The 16,954-nt window shown below is 34.9% G+C and carries 20 protein-coding genes; 1 reads left to right on the top strand and 19 read right to left on the bottom strand.

Annotated features, from left to right (window positions below):
• Window positions 1-3: 3 nt before the first annotated feature.
• The gene (gene pdrM, locus TZ90_RS03830; RefSeq protein WP_045611545.1) at window positions 4-1,356 is read left to right on the top strand and encodes a sodium-coupled multidrug efflux MATE transporter PdrM; all 1,353 of its coding nucleotides are present in this window, start codon (window positions 4-6) and stop codon (window positions 1,354-1,356) included.
• Window positions 1,357-1,570: 214 nt separating this feature from the next.
• Here pdrM and xerS read toward each other — a convergent pair whose 3' ends face one another.
• The 19 genes from xerS to TZ90_RS03930 form a co-directional block, all read right to left on the bottom strand.
• Window positions 1,571-2,641: a tyrosine recombinase XerS gene (gene xerS, locus TZ90_RS03835; RefSeq protein WP_045611546.1), complete on the bottom strand. Its 1,071-nt coding sequence runs from the start codon at window positions 2,639-2,641 to the stop codon at window positions 1,571-1,573.
• Window positions 2,642-3,213: 572 nt separating this feature from the next.
• Window positions 3,214-4,764 (bottom strand): ClC family H(+)/Cl(-) exchange transporter, encoded by a 1,551-nt coding sequence (locus TZ90_RS03845; protein WP_045612554.1) that lies wholly within the window; start codon window positions 4,762-4,764, stop codon window positions 3,214-3,216.
• 16 nt (window positions 4,765-4,780) lie between these two features.
• Window positions 4,781-5,560, bottom strand: a complete 780-nt coding sequence (locus TZ90_RS03850) for a ribonuclease HII (protein WP_045611549.1) — start codon at window positions 5,558-5,560, stop codon at window positions 4,781-4,783.
• Window positions 5,547-6,398, bottom strand: coding sequence for a ribosome biogenesis GTPase YlqF (gene ylqF, locus TZ90_RS03855; RefSeq protein ID WP_045611550.1), 852 nt, complete (start codon window positions 6,396-6,398; stop codon window positions 5,547-5,549). Before ylqF ends, TZ90_RS03850 begins: the two co-directional genes overlap by 14 nt.
• 81 nt (window positions 6,399-6,479) lie before the next feature.
• Complete coding sequence (locus TZ90_RS03860; RefSeq protein WP_045611551.1) at window positions 6,480-7,988, bottom strand: tyrosine-type recombinase/integrase; 1,509 nt, start codon at window positions 7,986-7,988, stop codon at window positions 6,480-6,482.
• A gap of 84 nt (window positions 7,989-8,072) precedes the next feature.
• Window positions 8,073-8,306: a hypothetical protein gene (locus tag TZ90_RS03865; RefSeq protein WP_001022845.1), complete on the bottom strand. Its 234-nt coding sequence runs from the start codon at window positions 8,304-8,306 to the stop codon at window positions 8,073-8,075.
• A gap of 269 nt (window positions 8,307-8,575) precedes the next feature.
• Complete coding sequence (locus TZ90_RS03870; RefSeq protein ID WP_000919629.1) at window positions 8,576-8,800, bottom strand: helix-turn-helix domain-containing protein; 225 nt, start codon at window positions 8,798-8,800, stop codon at window positions 8,576-8,578.
• Between the two features lie 103 nt (window positions 8,801-8,903).
• Window positions 8,904-10,733 carry an SAG1250 family conjugative relaxase gene (locus TZ90_RS03875; protein ID WP_045611553.1) on the bottom strand — a complete coding sequence of 610 codons (1,830 nt, stop codon included), beginning with the start codon at window positions 10,731-10,733 and terminating at the stop codon, window positions 8,904-8,906.
• Window positions 10,720-11,085: a plasmid mobilization relaxosome protein MobC gene (gene mobC / locus TZ90_RS03880; RefSeq protein WP_045611556.1), complete on the bottom strand. Its 366-nt coding sequence runs from the start codon at window positions 11,083-11,085 to the stop codon at window positions 10,720-10,722. Before mobC ends, TZ90_RS03875 begins: the two co-directional genes overlap by 14 nt.
• A 4-nt stretch (window positions 11,086-11,089) precedes the next feature.
• Entirely contained in the window at window positions 11,090-11,446 is a 357-nt protein-coding gene (locus TZ90_RS03885) for an SAG1252 family conjugative relaxosome accessory protein (protein WP_045611561.1), read from the bottom strand.
• 295 nt (window positions 11,447-11,741) lie between these two features.
• Complete coding sequence (locus TZ90_RS03890; RefSeq protein ID WP_001080184.1) at window positions 11,742-12,032, bottom strand: DUF5960 family protein; 291 nt, start codon at window positions 12,030-12,032, stop codon at window positions 11,742-11,744.
• The gene (locus tag TZ90_RS03895; RefSeq protein WP_000981955.1) at window positions 12,022-12,387 is read right to left on the bottom strand and encodes a hypothetical protein; all 366 of its coding nucleotides are present in this window, start codon (window positions 12,385-12,387) and stop codon (window positions 12,022-12,024) included. Before TZ90_RS03895 ends, TZ90_RS03890 begins: the two co-directional genes overlap by 11 nt.
• Window positions 12,384-13,799, bottom strand: a complete 1,416-nt coding sequence (locus TZ90_RS03900; protein ID WP_045611563.1) for a Y-family DNA polymerase — start codon at window positions 13,797-13,799, stop codon at window positions 12,384-12,386. The genes TZ90_RS03895 and TZ90_RS03900 overlap by 4 nt, the downstream gene beginning before the upstream one ends.
• Before the next feature lie 2 nt (window positions 13,800-13,801).
• The gene (locus TZ90_RS03905) at window positions 13,802-14,485 is read right to left on the bottom strand and encodes a LexA family transcriptional regulator (RefSeq protein WP_000492697.1); all 684 of its coding nucleotides are present in this window, start codon (window positions 14,483-14,485) and stop codon (window positions 13,802-13,804) included.
• A 230-nt stretch (window positions 14,486-14,715) separates the two neighbouring features.
• The gene (gene pezT / locus TZ90_RS03910; RefSeq protein ID WP_045611565.1) at window positions 14,716-15,486 is read right to left on the bottom strand and encodes a type II toxin-antitoxin system toxin PezT; all 771 of its coding nucleotides are present in this window, start codon (window positions 15,484-15,486) and stop codon (window positions 14,716-14,718) included.
• Complete coding sequence (gene pezA, locus TZ90_RS03915) at window positions 15,486-15,962, bottom strand: type II toxin-antitoxin system antitoxin PezA (protein ID WP_000579619.1); 477 nt, start codon at window positions 15,960-15,962, stop codon at window positions 15,486-15,488. Before pezA ends, pezT begins: the two co-directional genes overlap by 1 nt.
• Before the next feature lie 67 nt (window positions 15,963-16,029).
• Window positions 16,030-16,302, bottom strand: a complete 273-nt coding sequence (locus TZ90_RS03920; protein WP_037612719.1) for a hypothetical protein — start codon at window positions 16,300-16,302, stop codon at window positions 16,030-16,032.
• Between the two features lie 37 nt (window positions 16,303-16,339).
• Window positions 16,340-16,723 carry a DUF5945 family protein gene (locus tag TZ90_RS03925; protein ID WP_045611566.1) on the bottom strand — a complete coding sequence of 128 codons (384 nt, stop codon included), beginning with the start codon at window positions 16,721-16,723 and terminating at the stop codon, window positions 16,340-16,342.
• Window positions 16,720-16,953: a DUF5965 family protein gene (locus TZ90_RS03930; RefSeq protein ID WP_000152419.1), complete on the bottom strand. Its 234-nt coding sequence runs from the start codon at window positions 16,951-16,953 to the stop codon at window positions 16,720-16,722. Before TZ90_RS03930 ends, TZ90_RS03925 begins: the two co-directional genes overlap by 4 nt.
• Between the last annotated feature and the right edge of the window lies 1 nt (window position 16,954).

Here is a 16,954-nt window from a genome sequence, read left to right on the forward strand (position 1 = left end):
TATATGTACCAAACCCATCATTTTAAAGACAAGTTTATCTTATTTTTAAAGATATTTTTCCCTATCCTTATTTATCAATTTGCCAATTATTCTGCATCCTTTGTTGATACGACTATGACTGGCCAATACAATACCATGGACTTGGCTGGTGTATCTATGGCAACCAGTATCTGGAATCCTTTCTTTACCTTTCTAACAGGGATTGTTTCAGCCCTGGTGCCTATCATTGGTCACCATCTTGGTCGAGGCAAAAAGGAAGAGGTTTCGTCTGATTTTTACCAATTCATCTATCTGGCCTTGGGTCTATCTGTGATCTTGCTGGGGATGGTGCTTTTCTTGGCACCACCAATCTTGAATCATATTGGACTAGAAGCACCAGTGGCGGCCGTAGCGGTTCGCTATCTCTGGTTTTTATCTATCGGAATTATCCCCTTATTGCTTTTTAGTGTCATTCGCTCCTTGCTGGATTCGCTGGGCTTGACCAAACTGTCCATGTATCTCATGCTTTTGTTGCTTCCTCTCAATAGCGGATTTAACTATCTCTTGATTTACGGTGCCTTTGGTGTTCCAGAACTGGGAGGTGCTGGTGCTGGTTTAGGTACTTCCTTGGCCTACTGGGTCTTGTTGGGAATTTCTGTTCTGGTTTTATTTAAACAGGAGAAGCTCAAAGCCTTACACCTTGAGAAACGCATTCCGCTTAATATGGATAAAATCAAGGAAGGAGTTCGCTTAGGTCTTCCTATTGGGGGAACTGTCTTTGCGGAAGTGGCTATCTTTTCCGTGGTTGGTTTAATTATGGCTAAGTTCTCTTCTTTGATAATAGCTAGTCACCAGTCAGCTATGAATTTTTCAACTCTCATGTACGCCTTTCCTATGAGTATTTCATCGGCTATGGCTATTGTTGTTTCCTATGAAGTGGGAGCCAAGAGATTTGATGATGCGAAAACCTATATTAGTTTAGGAAGATGGACTGCCCTCATTTTTGCGGCCTTCACCTTATCTTTCCTTTACATTTTTAGGGGAAATGTAGCTAGTCTTTATGGTAACGACCCAGAATTTATCGATTTGACAGCGCGTTTTTTGACTTATAGTCTTTTCTTCCAGTTGGCAGATACCTTTGCGGCACCGCTTCAGGGAATTTTACGGGGGTATAAGGATACCGTTATTCCTTTTTACCTTGGTTTGGTTGGTTACTGGGGGGTGACACTCCCAGTAGCTATGGTATTCGACTCTCTAACAGATTTTGGAGCCTATTCTTACTGGATTGGTTTGATTATTAGTCTAATCGTGAGTGGGGTTCTCTACCGTTGGCGTCTAACTATGATTATGAAGAGATTTGAATCCAGAAAAGCTTGATTTTTAGAATTCCTGCAAGCAAAAATATCCTTCCTTATCTGCATTATTTTTGCTATAGTTAAATTAGTAGTAGGCAAATGAGAATTTCAAAAATATAGAAACAATTGATATTCCACGCTACTTTACTGGTATCAGATATAAAGAAAAAGAAGTTGCTTATTTTTAGCAACCTCTTTTCTTGACATATATTTTACATAAGTTATATTACGTAAAATCATAAACTATCCAAGGCATTTTTTTGTTCATCATTGACGATATGGGTATAGAGGTCAGTGACTTGTGTGCTGGCATGTCCTAGCTGGTGACTGACCAAAACTTGCGATTTAGTGGCATCATAGAGCCTAGTTGCTAGGGTATGTCGTAGTTTATGAGGTGTTACACGGACTTTGAAGTCCTCAGAATACTTAGCAACCATTTTTTCAACGCTGGAAGCATCGATACGATTTGGAACACCTCTATACAAGGTTAGAAAGAGGGCTGTATCTGTTTTTTCCGTCTTATAGCGTTGATTTCGAATGGCTAGATAATTTTCTAAATAAGGTTTTGCAAAGGCAGCGACATTGACAGAGTCACGTTTCCCCCCTTTTCGAGTGACATCGATAACCATCATTTTTAGATTGAGATCTCTTAGATCCAGATTAACAGCTTCAGATAAGCGGACACCAGACGCCAAGAGAAGGGCAATAATGGCCAAATCACGTTCTTTATTTTTGTTGAATGATGAGAGAGCGCGATTTGAAAGTTGTTGTGGATACTCTTGGTCAATATAAGTTAGAAAACCTTCTGTTTCATCACCTAAAAAGAGTTTTTGCTTGATGTTTTCAGCTCTGGCAGCAAGTGTTTCTTTCTTTTTTTTTGTTGAAACTTTCTTCATTACATTACGATAGAAATAAGGTTCCCCCTGATCGTTTTCAACCTCCTCGGTCAGATACTTGTAAAGACTAGAAAGTGCTGATAAGGTCCGATTTATAGTTGTCTGTGAGACTCCTTGCTTGGTTGTATTAGCATTCAGCAAAGGACGTTCACGTAGGTAAAGGATAAAGGATTCCATGTCTTTCTTAGACATATTTTCCAAGACATATAAAGAAATATCAGATATTTTATCGGCGTTTGAGATACCAGACTCTAAAACCCAGCTGAAAAATCGATCATATTCCTTGAGGTATTCGTACAAGGTTGTAAAACTATAGGGGACAGCAAGCTTAGATTGGTAGTATTCAAGAACGTACCAGGGCATGATTTGTTTTAGTTTGTCGATTCGTTCCAGTAAAATCTCACGTTTCATGTATTTTCTCCATAAATAAGTCTACTAGTAGTATAGCATAGACTTGTTTGTTTTTCAAGAAAATTATAGTTTTTCGGAAAGATGTCATGGAGTTTTTTAAAAGTGATAAAAAAGACTTAAATCTGTGTAATACGTATCTAAATATTTGGAGTTTCATTGTGAATCACTATCTAGTGCTTTTTCTAGTTTCCAAATACTAAACCAGAATGAAATAGTCAACAGAATAAGGAAAATAAAAAAGAGATTATCAGTAACGATACTTCTGTTCATTCTACATAACTGAAGAGCTATATAAGGAGCTATGAGATACAAAATAGATTGTATAATTGCTATTGTTGTCTTTTTCATGATTTTAATCTTACTGTACAGATTTGATACAGTAAACTCCTTTCTAGCTTTATGCTTTATCATTTCTAACTTGGTTATAGTCTTATTTTTACCAAAGTTCAATTATTTGTATGTGAAATATCTTATCTGTAAAAAATAACCGATCTCATTGCTGAGAATCGGTTTTCTAATATATTTAATTAAGAAGTTTATTTTTTACATAACATAAATTATGTAAAAATCTCCTACAACAACAAATCTTTGACTTTCCCAATTTCACTTTTTGGAATAACTAGGTGAATCATATCACCGAGATACATTCTGGTTGAGCCGTTAACTGTTTGGCTCTTGCCATTATGGACTTGAGTGGTGATGAGTACGTTATGTGGCAAGTTGAGTTCGTGTACTTGTTTTCCTGCTATTTTATCTGAAACAGGGATTTCAATGAGAGTGACTTCTCCTTCATCTGTCGCTTCTTCTGGCAGCATTTTTTCCAACATAGCCTCATAGACTGGTGCACCCTTGAGTAGATCCATGATGATGTAGGCGACCAAGGTTACTAATCCAAGTGGCATGAGGTTGCGAATATCTCCTACCATCTCAGTTACGAGTATCATAGCAGTTAAGGGAGCCTTAGATATTGCTCCAAAATAGCCACTCATTCCTAGAATGACGAATATAGGGAATTGCTCTTGACTGACAAGTCCAAGATTGACACAAATAACACCAACTAGAGCACCAAGTAGGGAACCAAGCGCCAAAATTGGTAGAAAAATTCCTCCTGGAAGGCCACTTCCATAGCTAATCATGCTCCAAACAAAACGAATCAAAAAGTAAACTAATAGAACTTGGAAACTAAAATCTTGCTCAGTTAGGGAAAGAACCATCTGATTTCCACCACCAAGGATTTGGGGTAAGAAGATTCCGACTGGTATGATGAGAATGAAGGCAAGAATTGGATAATATGCTCTATCCAAACGGATTTTTTGACCTATCCAGTCATAAACTCTACCGACATTGAGTACAGCTTTTTCATAGAGAAAACCAGATAGTCCAAGAAAAACTCCCATAACCAAGTAAATCCAATACTGATCCAGGGTCATGAGTGGGATGTTGTCTGGCATGTCCAGTACGGGTGTTAGGCCAAATATGAGCAGAGAAACAAAGTTTGCTACGAGACTAGCTGCGAGAGTAGATACCCAGAAAAAGCGTGAAAAATGGTGATAAACTTCTTCTACAACAAAGAGAAGTCCTGCAATCGGTGCATTAAAGGCTGCAGCTAGACCAGCGGCAGCTCCACTAGCAATCAAGGAGCGTTCCTCTACTGGACTGGATTTGAGCCATTTGGCAATTCCTTTACCACCGACCGCTCCAAGTTGAATACTTGGCCCTTCACGCCCCAGCATAAGGCCACTTGCAATAGCAAGAATTCCTAGAATATATTTTTTCCAAAGAACTCCCCACCAGTTGAGAGTCATGAGTCCCTTTAATTCGGCTTCAACTTGAGGAATTCCTGAACCTTTGATGTCTTTTTCTGACCGAGTTAATTTCGCACTGAGCCAACAAACTATTAAATAAAATAGACCAATGATAAAAAGATTGCGCACTAGATGCGCTTGAACTTGATAAAGTCCTTGTATCAGGTGGAAGCCTTTTTCGATTAAAAACCGAAAAGATCCAACGATAATTCCAACAACGAGACCGACGATGATTCCTCGTCCAACTTGGGATAATATAGTGCTTGAGGCAAAGGCAAATTCTTTCTTGGAACTGAGTGTTTCTGACTGTTCCTCCATAATCATTCCTTCTAACTTAACTTTCTTTTTCTCCTAAAACCAGTGATTTAACGGGTTCAAAGCTGGTTCGGTGAATTGGGGTAACTCCTAGTTTTGTGAGGCCTTCCAGGTGTTTAGCTGTTCCATATCCTGCATTAGTAGAGAAATCATAGCCAGGGAACTGCTGATCGAATTCCTTCATCAATTCATCACGTGTCACCTTGGCTACTATAGAAGCCGCTGCAATCGAGAGGGAATTGGCATCTCCTTTGATGATAGATGTTTGTGAAATTGGTAAATCCAGTTTCATGGCATCTATCAAAAGGTGCTCAGGTTGCGGACGGAGCTGAGAGATTGCTTCCTTCATAGCTAGTTTGGTTGCTTCGTAGATATTGACTTGGTCGATGACCTGATTATCCATGATACCAATGCCGATTGACAAGGCTTGGTCTTGAACTGCTTGGAAAATCTCCAGATGTTTCTTTTTAGGGATTTTTTTGCTGTCGTTGAGACCTCTAATCTTACAATTTTTAGGTAAGATAACGGCTGCAGCAACTACTGGCCCAGCCAGAGGACCTCGGCCGACCTCATCAACACCAGCAATTAAGGTCAATCCTTGCTTGTAAAGTTCTTTTTCATAGGAAAGCATGGATTCCAAACGAAGCTCCTCATCCAATTCTGCCTGAATAGCTTTTTTACGCTTGATGATTTCCTTTTGAACTCCAGAGCGATTATCCTTTTCAAGCTCTAAAAAAATAGGGCTATCAAGGTCCTTGACAGTAGCAAGGAGTTCTTTGATTTCTTTAATCGTCGCCATCGAGGTCTTCCAATGTATCTAAGGTATAGTTACCGAGTTTGCCATCACGGACTTCCTTCACGAAGAGACTGTAAAAGCGGTCATAGTCGTCACGGAAACCAAGAGCACGGGTCATATCCATAATAATAACAGGCGCTTCTTCCTCAATTTTCATTTGTTTAAAGCGTTCAGCCAACTTTTCTGGATAATGTTCTTTAAAATAATTGAGACCAAAAATAGTTACCTCATCCATAGGAAGCAACTGGTCTTTAATAGCTCCAGTCAAGGCCAACTTAAGCGCAACAGTTTCATCCTCAAACTTAGGCCAGAGAATCCCTGGTGTGTCTAGGATTTCAAGGTCTTTATTGGTTTTGAGCCATTGTTGCCCCTTGGTCACACCTGGTTTGTTTCCGACAATAGCAATTTTCTTACCAGCCAAACGGTTCATCAGAGTGGATTTACCAGCATTTGGAATCCCGATAATCATGGTACGCAAGGTTTCAATTTTAATCCCACGTTCTCTCTGGCGAGCAATCTTATCAGCCATGAGCTTTTTGGCCGCATCTGTTACAACTTTTACAGTCACTTGTTCTTTGGAGTTGATAGCTAGCGTCTGAATTCCTTGTGATTCAAAATACTGGCGCCATTCCTTTGTTATTGCTGGATCAGCCAAGTCTGCCTTGTTTAAAATCAAGAGTTTTGGTTTGTCACCAACAATTTTGGTCAACATAGGATTTTGACTAGATAGAGGTAAGCGTGCATCCACCAAAATCGTCACAAAATCAACAAATTTTAAATTTTCCTGCACCTGTCGACGCGCTTTAGACATGTGACCAGGAAACCATTGAATAGTAGCCATTGAGTTTTTTTCCTTTCGTAGCAAGGGTTTAGAGCCCCTATTTTATTTTACTATTGTCTAAACACCAAGCGAACACCAAAACTACCATGCAATGGAAAAACCTCTGATTTGATTCTCACTTGATTTCACAATCTTTATATCAAACTGTGGGTGGTATTTGACAATATCTTTTTTGATTTTTAATAGTAAATTTGAAACAATATTTTTAGGTGAATAACGTGGACTAAGATGTAACAAGTCTTTGAACTCATCAACACTTAATTCTACTTTATTGCTATTATCACTAGTTTCAATGAATTTTTCAATCATTCTGGAATATTTACAGGTATAACTTTTCAATTCTTCAAAATGGAAATTGTGATTTTCTACAAATTGATTTAAGGCTTTTACAGTATTTTCTTGTGAACGATTTATATTATGTGTATAGCCCATTGTTGTCTCAAAGTTAGCGTGTCCTACTCTAGTCATAATATCTTTCACTGCTATGTGCATCTCATTACTTTGAAGGTAACTAATATGCATATGCCTAAACGAATGGGGAGTAACATGTTTTACCCACTTAAAACCATAGTCACTTAAACAATTTGTCAATAATTTTCCTTCTATTCGTTTCAAAATTTGACGAAAAGTGCTTGATGTTATTGGAGAGCCGTATTCTGTTCTAAATACACTTTCAGAATGTGTAAAAGCAGGACAGGGATGTTTCTCCATATAAGCATCAAACTCTTTATTTCTCTGTATTGTCCTTTTAATAGCTTCGCTTGCAGCTTCAGGCAAAGCTACTTCTCTAATTGAATTGAGTGTTTTAGTTGTATCAAAATGAAATTGTTCAACTTTTAAACAATGATATTGAAGTGCCTTATCAATATGCAAGATTCCTTTTTCAAAATCAATATCTGATGGTAAAAATGCTGCTTCACTAATTCGAATACCTGTAAGCAACAATACTATAGCAAGATCATAATAGTTTGCATTTCTGCATTGGCGTAACACATCAAAAAATGCATGTAATTCATGGATTTCTAGAAATTTAGAATCATGTCTTTCTTTTGCTTTACGCCTTTTCTCTAGTGAAATATCTAGTTTTACCGCAGTCATTGGAGAAAACTTAATGACATTATATAACACACCATGATTAAAAATCTTATTACAAGTACTTTTTATATGAGTCATTGTTGAAGGCGATGCATCATATATTTCTAAATATTTATTGAGACTATTTTTCATCAGAAGTGGAGTAATCCTGTCTAACAAAAAATCATCTCCTATAATTTTCCCAAGTCGCTTCATAACCAGTAGTTCTCTCTGAATTGTTTGTGGTTTAACAGAGACACACCAAGTCTGAAACCAATTTTCTTTTAACTCTCCAAATGTTGTAATTAGTTCAGGGCTAAACTTACTTTCAAATGAAGTAGTTAGTCTATCTATTTTATCAAGAACCTCTCTTTCAGCTTGTTTCCTCGCCCTACTAGTATTCTTAGTATAACTTACAGTTACTGATTTCCACTTTCCTGTTAGTGGATCTTTATACTTTTCAACCACTTGATATAAGGGTTGCCCTTTTGAATTTGTTTTAGTTACATAATACATAATTTAATTCCTCTTAACTCTTAAAAAGAAATAAATCATTGTTGTATAGAATAAATAACTACCCTATATTATACCATGACTTCCTTATTTTGTCCGCTTTTGCTTCCATCTTAAGAAACTTTCAAATCCTTCTAGATTAATGAAAACAAGTTTATGGGTTGGATTAATTACATACATGGAAAATGTTCTGTTTTCTCGCATTTCTTTAATCCATCTGTTCAATGTATATTGATTTAAACCATCCCATCTTTTTAGAATTCCTTTCTTATCGGCCCATTCTGCAATGGAATTTTCGACAGATATATATTTTATATTCATGTCATCATCCTTCCTAAAAAATATTTTCACCTCCATGGCATGACTGATGAAGTCATCATAAGAATTTCACTTGCTGCTCTTTTACGGTGGCAGCCTGAACGGTCAGAAGTATCATTGTATATCATTTGTATCATGGCATATAAAGTATCGCTCTATTTTATTGATGGTTTTAATATCGCTCTTATCATGGCGAGCCATTCAAAACTGCTCCACAAATGAGGAAAGTACCATTTTGGACTATTCAATTGTCAATGTGCTTTCTTAACCTACTACTTTTTGGAGTAATGGTCTTCTTTATTATCCACTCGACCTACAAGGTAGTCTAGACTCACCTTATAAAAATCTGCAAGTTTGATAAGGTCATTTATAGAGATTAGCCTGCTACCAGCTTCCATTTTAGAATAAGATGATCTTGTACAATTCAAAACGATTTTCGCAATATATTCTTGTGTCAAATCATCATCTTCACGTAAATCCCTAATCCTTTTCAACATTTGTTGTCTCCTAAAACAAGTATAATATAGTTATTTTCTTATTTTTAAATATGTGACAAATTGGCACATGAAACTATTCTATATATACTTTTTAGGAAACTGTTTACTCTAAATGTATCTCATTTTTCTCAATAGATTTCATATTTTGTTTTTTCTTATATTTCTTTATTGTTTTATTAAACATTTCAAATAAATTTATTGCTTCTCTATGTTGTTCCTTCAGTTTTTCAATTCTTCCTTTATAGAAATATAAATCCTTCTCTATTATATCTACTGAACTTTTACCTTGAATACTATTTTCTAAATTGCTAGAACTATTTGTCGTATCATTCAACAATACTTCTTCTAAATTAGTTAAATCATCAATTTTATTTTGGACTTGTTCAATCATATTCTCTAGAAATGATATTTGGGCAATGAAATCATTTGTTATATCTTCAAAATTATTCGGACTATTTTCCGCAGATATAAGAAAATCTAATTGTTCTATTTTTTCTTTAATTTTGCTAAGAGGAATTCTTCTATATATATACTGCGGTTCATACTGAAGATTAAATTGCCTAATCAAAGTTTTACCTTTCATAAAGCGATTTTTTTCTGCTGAATCTTTATGGTATACATAGTAAGAACTAGTTTCTCTGAGAAATACTTTAACTTTTTCTTCTTCCATATTTATTTGAATATTTGGTACAAAAATAAGTCCTTCTTGTCGGATGCCAAACTGTACCTTAATGTACATTCCATCGTCTACTACTTCTTCTATTTGATTAAGATTCAACTCTACCTCAAACTCATGAACTGCATCCCTATTTCTCTTGAAATCTTGATAGGATTTCCATACCACCTCTTCTGTCGGCAACTCTTGTTCTTTAATTAGCTTTTCTTCATTGTAAAGTTCAACTAAATTTTTATTATCTAAGACAACAGTTTCATTTTTGTTATTAAAATAGTCTTGAAAATAACTAACACTATACCGATTCGTTTTTACCAATTCCTGCTCTGAAATCTTAATCTCATCAAATTCAAATTGAACATGTTTTTCTTTAGGAATTATTTTTAATCCAAAAAATTCTGCTCGTTGAATCAATTCATTCATATTCTTCATTTTCGGAAGTAAAAATTCTAAGATGTTTATGATTTCCCTTTGAACAAACTTTTTCTTAAAATATGTTTCATTATAAGGTTGTTTTCTATTCAATTTATTATCACGCACCACCTGTTTCATAGTTGAATCCGTCATAAAAAAGGTGGCATGCTTGTGTCTAAAATCAATTTTTAAATTTAAAGCTCTAGCTTTTTTCTTAAGATCTTCAAAATTTTTCGAGTTCTCGATTAGAAAATATACCCGTTGTTTTATTTCATATCTGTAATTTGTTTTGCGATAAACTTCATACTGACGATGCGAATAACGATTTTCTATAATTTTTGCCCCTGCAATTTTTGAAAGACGATCAGAAACCATTCGTAGATTACGTTCTGACTTATAATCCCATAGAAACTTTTTATCAGAATTCTGATCAATTGAATTTAGGATGATATGATTGTGGATATGATCTTTATCGACATGAGTTGCTACGATAAAACGAAATCTACCTCCTGTCAACTCTTTAACTGTCTCATAACCAATCTGATTGATTTGTTCGGGAGTAAGATGGTCATCTGGAGAAAAGGATTGAATGATGTGATGAGAATGAATTTTTCGTTGATTTACTTCTTGCCTATCATGACGAAATTCGTAAAGACTATCATTACTTAAAAAATTATCATTGTACATCTTCACTAGTTCTTCATAACTAGGAAAATCTAAATAATTTCTCATTCCAAAATCTGAAACTAGTGTTAGGTTTTTTGTTTTACTTGGATTCAAAATATATTTGATTAGTTTACTACGATAATTTTTTCCATGAATCGCAAAGTGTTTAGTGATGACCATAAAATTTCCTCAATTTTTCAGATTGAATAAGAAAATCTTTCTCCACTTCTACTATTAACTCTTCTATACCTTTTCTCAACTCATTTAATTCAACTTCCGTTATTAAATTAGAATAATTTATGCTCCGAGCTATTTGATTAATATTATTTCCTATTCGTTTTAATTCAAAAACCAAATCTTGATAACTATTTGTATCAATGGTGATAAAATTCATACCAGGATTTAGTAGAGTTCGTCTAGCATATTCTGAGAATGATAAGCAGTTACTTTTTGAGATATTTTCATTCAATTTCACTAATTCTAGGTCAGATAAAAAGACTTTTTTTAAATTTGTTCTATATCGGTGCTCCACTCTACTACCTCATGTATTTGTTACGAAAATTTTCACTAAGAGGAGCTGTTTTTTCTACCTCTTTAATTAATTCCTGAATACAAGTTAACAAAATAGAAACATGTTCGTGAGTAACCTGATGATTTGTTTTAGCAATTATCAATACTTCATAAACATCACGGCTAATTTGTTCCAACTTTTGCTGTTTCCAAAGACTGAACCATTTTTCCGTCTGTTTTTGTCCATCAGATAATAGTAAGCTTTTACGGAGAAAATCAGAAAAATTATCCTCTCCTTTCTCTCTCATTAAATCTAGTATTTGTTTTTCTTCCGTTTCTGTTAAGCGAAATTGTTTCCGAATACTACGTATATCTCTTTTCATATGATTTTTCCTCCTTCATTGATACCTGTACTGACAATGTAAGCTTACAGACACTGTCAGTACATTTTTCAAAATAGCTTCAACATTTTTGTAAGGCTTTGCGAGCTCAGATATTGTGTCCACAATATCCCAAAAATCATATCGCCTGCCATTTCAAACCTCACGGTTCAAAAAACAAACGATATGACAATGTGGTGGCTCCGCCCCCAAACCCCCAAGATAAATCTAAATTAAAAAAAGTATAACAAATACTTTTTGATAAAATTATCACAGAAAAAAGAGCCCTGTCGGACTCTTACAAATTAAAACAATGTCTCTGATATTCATACTGTCTAATACCACTACTGTCTTTGTTCATCTTGATAGAAAAAACAAAGTAATGATCACGACCGTCTAAAGATTTACTTTTGTTAAGTTTAAAATAATGTTTTTGAGACATAGCCATTGTGCGTAAAATATCATCTGTGATAAATGTTAATGGTATATCTAAAGCTGAATACTTGTAAAAATCTGACTCAAACTGTAAATAAGAATCTGAAAAATAATCTAGCTGTAATTTATCATCATATAATTCTTTACGATTCATGTAATTCCTCCCCTTCTATCTGTATATCGAGTATATCTTCCCATTTTAATCGAAGAAAACCAGTGTCTGATTTTATAGATATAAACTCTTTTCCAATCTCTTTAACAATACCTGATACTACTTTTCTTTGATTAGAAAACTTAAAAACAAAAGTTGCAGGGAATACATTCGTATAAAGTTGACGAACAAATAGAACTTTCTCTTCCAATGATAGGGAAATGGAGATATCTTCTTTATTTTTTTCTGCCCAAAGAGAACTGGAATGTTCTGATAAAAAGAAGCCCATCCACTTAGCCATGCCACGATCCTGATATACTCGGGCAGACTCAAAAGGTAAATAAGAACGATTCATCATTTTAGTCCATCTAATCCTCCAGCTGAATGACCACCAATGAGTTTGCTTCTAGCAATTGTTCTAGAAGCTTGATCTAGGGCATTACCTTTCAATAGTGAAGTGAACCCAAATTCTGTTCGAATAGCATCGATTGCGGACTGGAGCCTTTCTTCTTTTTCTATTTTCTCAATATCATCAAATAATGAAATCAATCCAAAGGATTCATCCACTAAACCAGAATAGTTAACCGCAACATTCCTGATAGCTCCTGAAGTATATTTAGTGTGAAATAACTTTAAAACGTAGTTTGTCAGTAGTGCTGTTTGATTAGTTGGTTCAATTTTCATTTGAGTATTGATAGAACGCTTTTGTTCCACTTTAGAGTAGCCTAGATGTATAGAAACTACTGTTGCTTTTTTACCAGATCTTCTCAATCTAACTGCAACTTGTTCTGCCATCTCACGAAGTATGATCTCAATATCTCTTTGTTTAATATAATCTTTTGGTAAAACTTGAGAGTTCCCTATCCCTTTTGACTTTGGCTTATAAGGTTTATGAACGTTGCTTTCGTCAATCCCATTGGCATGAAACCATAACTCTAGTCCCATAATCCCAAGCTCTTTTTTAATCAAGTCAGGATTAGCCTGAGCCAATTCTTTAATCGAAAAGATACCTAAATTATGTAATCTTTTCTCCATGCGATTTCCAATTCCCCAGAAATCTGTCATTTTAGGAATAGTCCATACTTTCTTTTCGACATCCTCATAGGACCAATTGGCTCTCATTGTCGGAGTCTTTTTAGCTTCATTATCAAGTGCCAACTTAGCTAATAAGGGATTGGCATTAGACATACCTACCGTTGAATAGATTCCTGTTTTTCTCCAAATCTTTTTTTGAATGGCCGCCGAAATAATATCTAATTTATCTTTCCTACTAATACTTTTATCAGGCACAAAATAATTTAATGAACTGGTTAAATCAATAAATCCTTCATCAATTGAGTAGGGATAGATATCGTCTGATGCCGCAAAATCTTGAAAGATTTTTTGAATATCCATATTGACAGCAATATAAGTATCCATTCTCGGAGGAACAATCACAGTTGATTTTGCCCATTCCTCTATATAACGAACATAATCTATCGTTGTCGGTAAACCTTGCTTTCTAGCATTATAATAAGAGAATTTGCGAGTCTTTACATCAAAAGGTAAATCATAGGAACGTCCAACGTTCGACTTTCCAAAGACCTTTTTAAACATAGGAGAGGAAGCAAGAATTAAACCAGCAGAATTATCTGCACGACTCATAACACAAAGCGAAGTCTTAAGTGGGTGTAATCCTCTATCTACACATTCTACACTTGCGTAAAAAGATTTCATATCAATAAAGGCAATGTCACTTTGAGGTTCGAGATTATAATCAAACCAACTCATACTTAGTCCTCTAAAGGCATAAAGTTCCCAACTATTTTCCCTATAATGCGAGGATTCTCATCATAAGGCGCAAACTTATCTGGATAGTTCCGATTGAGTGAAACTAATCTAAGCCCATTTTCTTCACGATAAACTTTCTTGATAAAGGTTTGACTGTCCCAATCTATCGCATAGATAGCCCCGTCATAGTCAAATCCTGTTTGCTTAATAAGGGCTACAGAACCATTTTTATAAGTTGGTTCCATAGAAACACCAGATACCCACGATGCAAAGTCATAATCAAATTGACGATTAAAATAAACTGTATCGTAATTACCATCATCAAAGTAAGCTGTTCCCGTACCAGCTGATAATTTTTCGTAAACTTTATAAGCAAAACGCTCAGGAATTTCTACAACCTTCGCATTCTGTTTGTTCAACAATTCTGTAGCATAATGAAGTGTTGCTTTTTGATTCTTTTTAGTTAGCTTGAGATAGGTTTCTACTATTTCAAACTCTGATTCAAAATATCGAGGGTCTACATTAAAAATCTCACTCAATTTGCTTAGATTATTTTGATTCGGTTTTGTTTTACCTGATTCCCAATTAAAGTATGAAGCTCTACTAATTCCTAAACTAGAAGCAAGTTGAGATTGAGATAAGCCTTGACTCTCTCTTTTTTCTTTTAATTTAGTAGGTGAAAACATCTCTTCTCCTTTGTAAGTTTATTAACTAACAAAAGAATACCATAGCTTCTTGAAAAAATCAAGAGTTTAATAACACCCAGGATTTAAAATAATCATAAACTACAAGAAATCATCACTGAAGAATGCTAAAACTTTTGAAAAAATATGAAGAAGAAGAAAATAGAGAGTATAAAAAAGGATCGTTATTTTTTAATTGACGATCCAATAGACTTTATTTTAAAAATCTAACTCTACAAACCATTTCGATTAGTTAAATCTTTCAATCTTTCTTCTCCAGATTTAAGCATCTCTTTCTCGACCTGACTCCACTCCCCAAACAGTAAATCCTGAAGAACTGTTGCTGCTGAAGTTGTATTTTCTCTCGAATCATATACACAACTTCTATCTCGTTGATACATTTGAATTCTTTCAAAGATAGCTAGTTCTTCTAATTGTCGTGTATTATCAACTAGATGATTAACAATGAAATCATGATGTTCTTTTGGAGTTGCACGTGCTTGATTTGGATTGATAGCGTACAGTTCTTCGTATCGGATAAGGGTACTCAGATAAGACAGTTCAGGCTTTGTCGTAATTAAGGCTAATTGTACTTCATATCCCTTATTTTTCAAGAGTTGTGTGGTTTTCTTTGGAACATCAACTGTTCGTAAAGTTCCCTCTATCAAAAGATTGTATCCTAATTGACTCAATTCTGTTACTAAAGACTCTACCATTTTCTCCGCAAACTCTTTGGTGTATTCTACACTATCTTTGCCATATTCTTGCTGCAGTTCTAAATAGTGTGGATGCTGAGAACGAAAACTATCACCATCTATAATAACAATATTTCCTTGAAATTCTTTCTGTTTAAGACGATGAATAGTTGTCTTACCAGCACCACTTTGCCCTCCAAGTAAAATCGCAATAGGTTGCTTACTGGACTTTTTTCCTCTTGTCAGTGAGCGAAGATTCCGTGCTAGAGCATGTTTGAATTCACTATCAGTATAATCTTGGATTTCCATCAGGCTACCATCCGTTTTTCAGATATCTCTAACATACGTTCAATTCCATCCAAATAGCCGCTATATCTCTCTATTTCATCAAAAGTTTCTACTAAATAGATATTCGTATGAATCAAGTCAGATAGATCATCACTCATTAAAATCCAAGGATTAGATTCATCATCAATGCTAATTCCCTGACTATCTTGATAACGATAGAGTCGTGATAATAGATTAGCACCTCTTTCCTTCACAATTTCAATTTTTAAAGTCAATTCATAATCTTCAACAGGATTAAGCATTTTGTCTTCTCCTACAATATCGACATAAGATACATTAAACTTCTGACAAATGATGTCTATTAATTCGGTAGAGACTGAACTCGTTCCATTTTCATAACGACTCAGACTATTTCGTGAAATACCAACAATCCGTGCAAATTCGGGTTGTGTTAAGTCATGTGTTTTACGTAAGGATTTTATGTTCTTTCCAATCATGGCAAACTCCTTTATTTTTATAATTCAATTATAGCATAAAAAAGCATAATGCACCAATTTTGGTGCGTTATTGACTATTTTTCCTAAACCTCTCTAAATTCTTCTCTAATTGTTCCTTATGAAGTTGATTCTTAGCTTCCTTTAATGTGTCGTCCAAAGTTTCTTCTCTATAAGTTGCTTCTGTTTTTAGTTGTTCTGATCCTTGATCTGGAGTGAAAATGATATCTAGCAGTCGGTCTATTTTTTCAAGATCTTGGACAGACATATCAGATAGTCTATGAATTAGCTTCTTAAATACATCACTATTGTCTTGGTTTTTCTTAAAAAGTTTTGTAAACATCTATAACCTCTCAAAAAAAGCAGCCTTTTAAGACTGCTTAGTGTAATTCCGAAATCGCATCATAAATGGACTGCAATTTCTTATTATCTTGATTCTTTGTGTCAATCAAAATATGTAGCTCTTCAATTTTCTTTTGACTGCTTTGAATATCGCTATTGTTATCCGCAATCAGTCTTTTAAGATGTTGCTGATAACTTGTAGTGATATCTGTCTCTTTTCCTGTTCTAACCTCTGTAACTTTGGGTTTAGAACTAGGATTTGATTCTGTCACAGGTGTTTGTTTTCGCTTTTGAAAAGCTGCTTCATAATTTACATCATTACCTCCTTGATGATTTCCAAATAAGGCCGCAATTTTATCTGGATCTTCTTGATTTTCTGATTTACTCTCTAATGGTTGATTAAAATTCCAATCTTTTGTCATTCACTCATTTCATCCTTTCTAAATTCAGAATCATCGAATTGTCTTTCTTTACCAAAGGCATGGTCAAGAGCTTCTTCAAAACTCATGTGACTAATGCTTTGACGTCTTTTGAACGTCGCAAACATCGCTGTCTCCAGTTGCTCTTTGTAAGCAGCGAGTTTTTCTGTCTCTCTTGCTACCTTGCTTTCTTGCCTAGTGACCTTTTCTTCTAAGCGTTCAATAATGGTCATA

Source organism: Streptococcus mitis, assembly GCF_000960005.1.
Taxonomy (GTDB): domain Bacteria; phylum Bacillota; class Bacilli; order Lactobacillales; family Streptococcaceae; genus Streptococcus; species Streptococcus mitis_CK.